Origin of the sequence: Dyadobacter sp. UC 10, from assembly GCF_008369915.1 — a bacterium.
Taxonomy (GTDB): domain Bacteria; phylum Bacteroidota; class Bacteroidia; order Cytophagales; family Spirosomataceae; genus Dyadobacter.
Genome location: NZ_VSRN01000012.1, coordinates 1 through 511 on the forward strand (window position 1 = coordinate 1; position 511 = coordinate 511).

A 511-nucleotide genomic window follows, 5' to 3' on the forward strand; every position below is an offset into this window, starting at 1 on the left:
CGATCGGGCTGACCGAGCGCAAGGGCAAGGACAGCAAGCGCCAGCGTGTGTCGGATCAGGTCAAGGTGCGCCGCAACGACCGCGTGCGCCTCGTGAAGATGGAAGCGGACAAGCCGCAGCCGGAAACGGCGCAGAGCGAAGCCGGTTCGGGCACCAACGGCTAAGCGGAGGAAAAGAAAACATGCTGACTCTTGCTCATTACCTCGTGCTCGGCGCGATCCTCTTTGCGATCGCGATCGTCGGGATTTTCCTGAACCGCCGCAACGTCATCATCATCCTGATGTCGATCGAACTGATCCTGCTCGCCGTCAACATCAACATGGTCGCCTTCTCCTCCTTCCTGAACGACATCGTCGGCCAGGTCTTCGCGCTGTTCATCCTGACGGTCGCGGCTGCCGAAGCGGCGATCGGTCTTGCAATTCTCGTTGTCTTCTACCGCAACCGCGGCTCGATCGCGGTCGAAGACGTCAATATGATGAAGGGCTGAGTGGCTCATGTTCCTCTATAAGGC

At 59.3% G+C, this 511-nt stretch carries 1 protein-coding gene; it reads left to right on the top strand.

Annotated features, from left to right (window positions below):
• The first annotated feature begins 181 nt into the window (after positions 1–181).
• Positions 182–487, top strand: coding sequence for an NADH-quinone oxidoreductase subunit NuoK (gene nuoK / locus FXO21_RS28615; protein ID WP_149643685.1), 306 nt, complete (start codon positions 182–184; stop codon positions 485–487).
• Positions 488–511 lie beyond the last annotated feature (24 nt).

Coding starts and splice junctions, on each gene's coding strand:
- nuoK (WP_149643685.1), top strand. CDS start 182: ATGCTGACTCTTGCTCATTACCTCGTGCTCGGCGCGATCCTCTTTGCG.